This window comes from Cupriavidus basilensis (genome assembly GCF_029335485.1).
Taxonomy (GTDB): domain Bacteria; phylum Pseudomonadota; class Gammaproteobacteria; order Burkholderiales; family Burkholderiaceae; genus Cupriavidus; species Cupriavidus basilensis_E.
The window spans coordinates 1-5,040 of sequence record NZ_JARJLM010000203.1 but is presented as its reverse complement, the minus strand read 5'-3'; the positions used below and the strand labels follow the sequence as shown (position 1 = coordinate 5,040).

At 63.8% G+C, this 5,040-nt stretch carries 5 protein-coding genes and 1 riboswitch; of the genes, 2 read left to right on the top strand and 3 right to left on the bottom strand.

The window, feature by feature from the left end:
* Positions 1 to 142: 142 nt before the first annotated feature.
* The 3 genes from P3W85_RS11910 to P3W85_RS11900 form a co-directional block, all read right to left on the bottom strand.
* On the bottom strand, positions 143 to 655 hold the full coding sequence (locus tag P3W85_RS11910) for a 6,7-dimethyl-8-ribityllumazine synthase (protein ID WP_276264943.1): 513 nt from the start codon (positions 653 to 655) through the stop codon (positions 143 to 145).
* Between the two features lie 80 nt (positions 656 to 735).
* Positions 736 to 889, bottom strand: a riboswitch (FMN riboswitch).
* Positions 890 to 997: 108 nt separating this feature from the next.
* Complete coding sequence (locus P3W85_RS11905) at positions 998 to 1,942, bottom strand: ABC transporter substrate-binding protein (RefSeq protein WP_017230852.1); 945 nt, start codon at positions 1,940 to 1,942, stop codon at positions 998 to 1,000.
* A gap of 59 nt (positions 1,943 to 2,001) precedes the next feature.
* Positions 2,002 to 2,544 carry a GNAT family N-acetyltransferase gene (locus tag P3W85_RS11900; RefSeq protein WP_276264942.1) on the bottom strand — a complete coding sequence of 181 codons (543 nt, stop codon included), beginning with the start codon at positions 2,542 to 2,544 and terminating at the stop codon, positions 2,002 to 2,004.
* A 225-nt stretch (positions 2,545 to 2,769) separates the two neighbouring features.
* Between P3W85_RS11900 and P3W85_RS11895 the strand changes: the two genes are divergently transcribed.
* Both P3W85_RS11895 and P3W85_RS11890 read left to right on the top strand, forming a co-directional pair.
* A complete protein-coding gene (locus P3W85_RS11895) occupies positions 2,770 to 3,771 on the top strand; it encodes an LLM class flavin-dependent oxidoreductase (protein WP_276264941.1) in 1,002 nt (333 codons plus the stop codon).
* A gap of 56 nt (positions 3,772 to 3,827) precedes the next feature.
* A partial coding sequence (locus tag P3W85_RS11890; RefSeq protein ID WP_276264940.1) for an LLM class flavin-dependent oxidoreductase occupies positions 3,828 to 5,040 on the top strand: 1,213 nt, incomplete at its 3' end.

Genomic DNA, 5,040 nt, shown 5'->3' with positions numbered 1-5,040 from the left:
ATGCGGCATCTCCCAGTGCAATAGCCCGGATTCCAGCACCGGATTTCAATGGACCAGATCGACGATCTCCTCTTGTTCCTCCAGGTGGCCGATGCCGGCGGCTTCAGTGCGGCAGAGCGTGCCACCGGCTGGCGGGTTGGGGCTACGCGACAAGCCTGGCAAGACTCTCGATGGTCCTGAGGCAGGCATTGGCGGCCTCGCGTCCCTTCACGGCGAAATGCTCGGTGAAGAAGCGCTGGTGTTCCTCGTGATCGTGGAAGTCCTTGGGCGTGAGCACGGCCGAAATGACAGGCACTTCGGTATCGAGCTGCACGCGCATCAGGCCAGCGATCACCGCATCGGCAACGAACTCATGGCGATAGATCCCGCCATCGACGACGAGAGCACTGGCTACGATTGCCTGGTACCGGCCTGACGCCGCGAGCTTGCGCGCGTGCAGCGGGATCTCGAAGGCTCCGGGCACCTCGAAGACATCCACCGCGTCCGGTGAAAAGCCTTGCCTGGCAACTTCCGCCAGGAATGCATCGCGCGCGCTATGAACGATGGTTGCGTGCCACTGGGCGCAAATCAGCGCGATGCGCTGGTCCGGGCCGTCTGCCGCAAGGGATGACGAGGCATTGCGAGAAAGGTGAAACGGGGAAGCAAGCTGATTCATGGCTTTCCTTGGGTAGGTTTCCAGAATCAGGGCGCACGAGCCTGGCTCCCGGCCGCTGGGGGCGGCCGGGAGCACAAGCGTCGCGCTCTCTTTCATCCGGACTGTCACCGTCGGCTTCGGAATCACACCGAATCTGCTGACCCCGGCTCTCGTGGAAAGCCGGGCGCTCGCGGGCTTGTGCGTGGAATCGCCATCACCGCCGGTGGGGACTTTCACCCCGCCCTGAGAACGCTGTCGCAGAAGACCTGCAACGGATGGATTTTGCCTTAATTGATCGAGGCGCGGCAAGCCCATGCGGGAAACGTGGCGAATGCCGCCATTGGTACGCGCCCGCGAGCGCCATCAGGTCTTCGGCAGGCCGGGCGGATTGGTGGCCGATTTATGGATTGCCTCCGAGCCAAGATTCCATTTATCGAGTACCTGGTTGTACTTCCCGTTCTTGATCAGGTCGTTGAGGGACGTGGTCAGCGCATCCGCCAGGCCGCTGCCCTTGCGCGTGGTGATCGCGACTTCCGCCGTACGCGGCCAGCCGCCGCTCACGGTGCCGACCAGCTTGGTCTTGCCTTCCTTGGCCGCCTGGTAGGCTTGCACGGCGTTGACGCTGAAGACGGCATCCGCCCGGCCGGACTGGATGGCGAGAGCCTTTACCGCGTCGTCGTCGTAATACTGCACGGCAATCGGCTTCAGCCCCTGGGCGATGTTTTGTTTATCCCATTCGAGCAGGATCTTCTCCTGGTTGGTGCCGGGGTCGGTAATGATCCTCAGGCCAGCAATGTCCTTGGCCTCCCTGATCGATGCAATCCTGCTGTCGGATTTGGCATAGAAGCCGAGCTGGTCCTTGCGATAGCTGGAGAAATCGAATTTCGCCTTGCGTTCTTCGGTGACGGTCACGTTGGAGATCACCGCATCGAACTTGCCGGACGCGAGCGCCAGCGGCCAGTCGGCCCAGGCGACAGGCACGAGTTCCAGTTTCCTGCCGAGGCTATCCGACACCAGCTGGGCAAGATCGGCATCGAAGCCGACAATGGTTTTTGCATCCGTTGCATAAGTGCTGATCGGCGGAATCCACGGATGGATGCCGATCGTCAGTGTCCCTTCCTTGGCAAACCTGAAGCCGGCTGGCAGGGCCTTGATGGCATCCGCGCTCTTCTCGGCATGGATGCGTGCGGGCTGGGCGGGGCTCAGGTCCAGGGTATTGGCGGCCAGCGCCACCGCCGCGCCCAGGCCGAGGGGAATGACGGCGATGCCGCCGAGAATGCGTGAGATCGTCTTGCTGCCGATTTTCATGAGGACTCCCGTTATTGTCGATGATTGTCGATGCGCGAATGCGGCTTGCGGTGTTTGCGTTACCCGGCGACGGCGCCTGGATGCGCTGCCCGCAGGTCTTCCAGCGCGCTGGTCTGCCCCGGTTCGCGCAGGTCCTTGCCGAACGGCAGGTGCCCGTAGGCCTCGGGATCCAGGCGGGTATCGAACAGCGCCGCATAGCCGGAATCCAGGTAGAGATTCGCTGCCTCCGGCTGCCGGAATCCGGTCGTGAGGTAGAGCCGGCGGTATCCCTGCCGCGAGGCGCGGGCTTCGAGTTCCAGCAGGATGCGGCGGGCCAGGCCTTGCCGGCGCAGGTCCGCGCGGGTCCATACGCGCTTCAGCTCGGCGGTCTGTCCGTCATAGCGCTTGAAGGCACCGCCGCCTATCGTTTCGCCATTGCGGAGCAGCAGCAGGAAAGCGCCATGCGGCGGCGCAAACAGTTCGGCGGGATAGCGCAATAGTTCCTGGCCGGCTGGCTCGCCGAAATAGTCGCCGTAGCGGCGTTCGTATTCGATCGTCAGCGCGGCGATCAGCGGTTGCGCGCGCGGGTCCAGCGGGGTGGTATCGAGAATGCTGTCGGTCATGGCAATCCGTTGCCCGGCCGTGCCGGCAATGCCTGCCGGCACGCGGTCGGTGAGCCAGGCGATGTTCGGTGGCCTCGATGGAGGTGTGTCACGCATTCGATCATTCCGGGCGCGCCTTTGCCACAAATGAATGCACATATCGTTAGAGGAATTTAGCGCATGGATAATGGCCGGCATCGGTGAGAATAATTACTCGATTCCTTCACGGGCCATTCGCAATCCACCGTGTCTTATTCTCTTTCCCTGCTCGACAAGAGCCCGATTCCCGAGGGTGCAACGGCTGCCGATGCGCTTCAGCTGACGGTCGCGTTGGCCCAGCGGGCGGAGCAACTAGGCTACCGGCGTTTCTGGGTGGCGGAGCATCACGGCTCGCCCAGCCTGGCGAGTTCGGCGCCGGAGATCGTGGTCTCGCATATCCTCGCCAAGACCTCCAGGATCCGCGTCGGATCGGGCGGCGTGATGCTGCAGCACTACAGCCCGTTCAAGGTGGCCGAGACCTTCAAGGTGCTGGCGGCGCTGGCGCCGGGGCGCGTGGACCTGGGCATCGGCAAGGCGCCCGGCGGACTGCCGTTGACCACCAAGGCACTGCAGTGGTTCCACGACAAGGCCCGCAAACCTGGCTTCGCCGGGCAGCTTGCCGAAGTGGACGCCTTCCTGAAGTGGGGCGTAGCCGAGGACCATCCTCTGGCGGGCGCCATCGCCACGCCCGTCCCCCCTGAATTGCCACAGCGCATCCTTCTTGGCGGAAGCCCTGAAAGCGCCGCGCTGGCCGCGCAGCACGGATGGGACTATTGCTACGCGGGACACTTCAACGGCGATCCGACCAATATCGAGCGTTCGATCGAGACGTACGAGAGCGCGACCGGCCGCGTGCCATCGCTGGCACTCTATGCCTTCGCCGCCGAGACCCAGGAGAAGGCCGAGCAACTGGTGGGCGCGCTGCGTATCTTCAAGCTGCGCCTGGCCTCGGGCCAGAGCTTCAACCTGCCGAGCCAGCAGGCAGCCGCAGAGTTCGCCCGTCAGACGGGCGAGGCGGATTACCGTATCGACGAGCAACGTCCGCATGTCGTCGCCGGAACACCCGAGGTGGTTCGCGGTGAACTCGACAGACTCAGCCGGCGCTACGGCATCCGCGAGTTCGTCATCGATATTCCGGTAGCCAGCTACCCCGAGCGTTTCTACTCGGTCGATCTTCTGGCCGGGGCTTACCAGCCCGCCAGGGTCTGACCCCGACGTCCCGCCTTTTCCGCGCATCTCCGCGCATCTGAAGAGAGCACATTGCCATGAGCAAGCGAAACATCCCGTTCGGCGTCATGCTGCAGGGGGCCGGTGGCCACATGAATTCGTGGAAGCACCCCAGCGGCCCGGCCGATGCGAGCGTCAATCTCGATTTTTTCATCCGGACCGCACAGAAGGCCGAGGCCAATGGCATTGCCTTCGCCTTCGTTGCCGATGGCCTGTATATCAACGAGAAGTCGATTCCGCATTTTCTCAACCGTTTCGAGCCGATTTCGATCCTGTCCGCCCTGGCGACGGTGACCTCCAGGATCGGGCTGGCCGGCACGGTGTCGACCTCCTATAGCGACCCCTTCACCGTGGCCCGCCAGTTCGCCTCGCTGGATCTGATCAGCGCAGGGCGCGCCGGCTGGAACGTGGTGACGTCGCCGCTCGAAGGCTCGGCAAGGAATTACAGCCGCGCCCATCCGGAGCACGCGTTGCGGTATGAGATCGCCGATGAGTACCTGAGCGTCACGCAAGGCCTGTGGGATAGCTGGGATGACGATGCCTTTGTACGCGACCGGGCGACCGGACAGTTCTTTGACCGGGACAAGCTGCATACGCTGGATCACAAAGGCCGTTTTTTCGAGGTCGCCGGGCCGCTCAATATCGGCCGCTCGCCGCAAGGCCAGCCGGTGATCTTCCAGGCGGGATCGTCGGAATCCGGGGTCGGGCTGGCCGGCAAATATGCCGACGCGGTGTTTACGCATTCTCCATCGCTGGAGCGCGCGCGCGCATTCCTGGAGCAGGTGAAGTCCAGCGCCGTCGCCCATGGCCGCCAGGCGGCGGACGTGAAGATATTTCCCGGTATCGGCCCCATCGTCGGGGCCACCGCGCAGGAGGCCGAGGCCAAGTACCGCGCGATCCGCGAGCTGGTCACCATCGAGGAAGCACTGGCCTATCTGGGCCGCTATTTCGACCATCACGACTTCAGCCTGTATCCGCTCGACGAGCCCTTCCCGGAACTGGGCGAGATCGGCAGGAACAGCTTTCGCTCCACCACTGACGGCATCAAGGCCGACGCACGCGCCAGGGGCCTGACGCTGCGTCAGGTCGCGCTGGAAACCGTCACGCCGAGAACGCAGTTCGTCGGCACCGGCGAGCAGGTCGCGGACGAGATCATCCGCTGGGTCGACGAGGGCGCGGCGGACGGTTTCATCCTCGGCTTCCCGGTGATTGCGCAGGGGTTGGACGATTTCATCACGCATGTGGTTCCGG

Excerpts from the sequence above, each read along its gene's own strand:
- P3W85_RS11910 (WP_276264943.1), bottom strand. The coding sequence starts at position 655 with ATGAATCAGCTTGCTTCCCCGTTTCACCTTTCTCGCAATGCCTCGTCA.
- P3W85_RS11905 (WP_017230852.1), bottom strand. The coding sequence starts at position 1,942 with ATGAAAATCGGCAGCAAGACGATCTCACGCATTCTCGGCGGCATCGCC.
- P3W85_RS11900 (WP_276264942.1), bottom strand. The coding sequence starts at position 2,544 with ATGACCGACAGCATTCTCGATACCACCCCGCTGGACCCGCGCGCGCAA.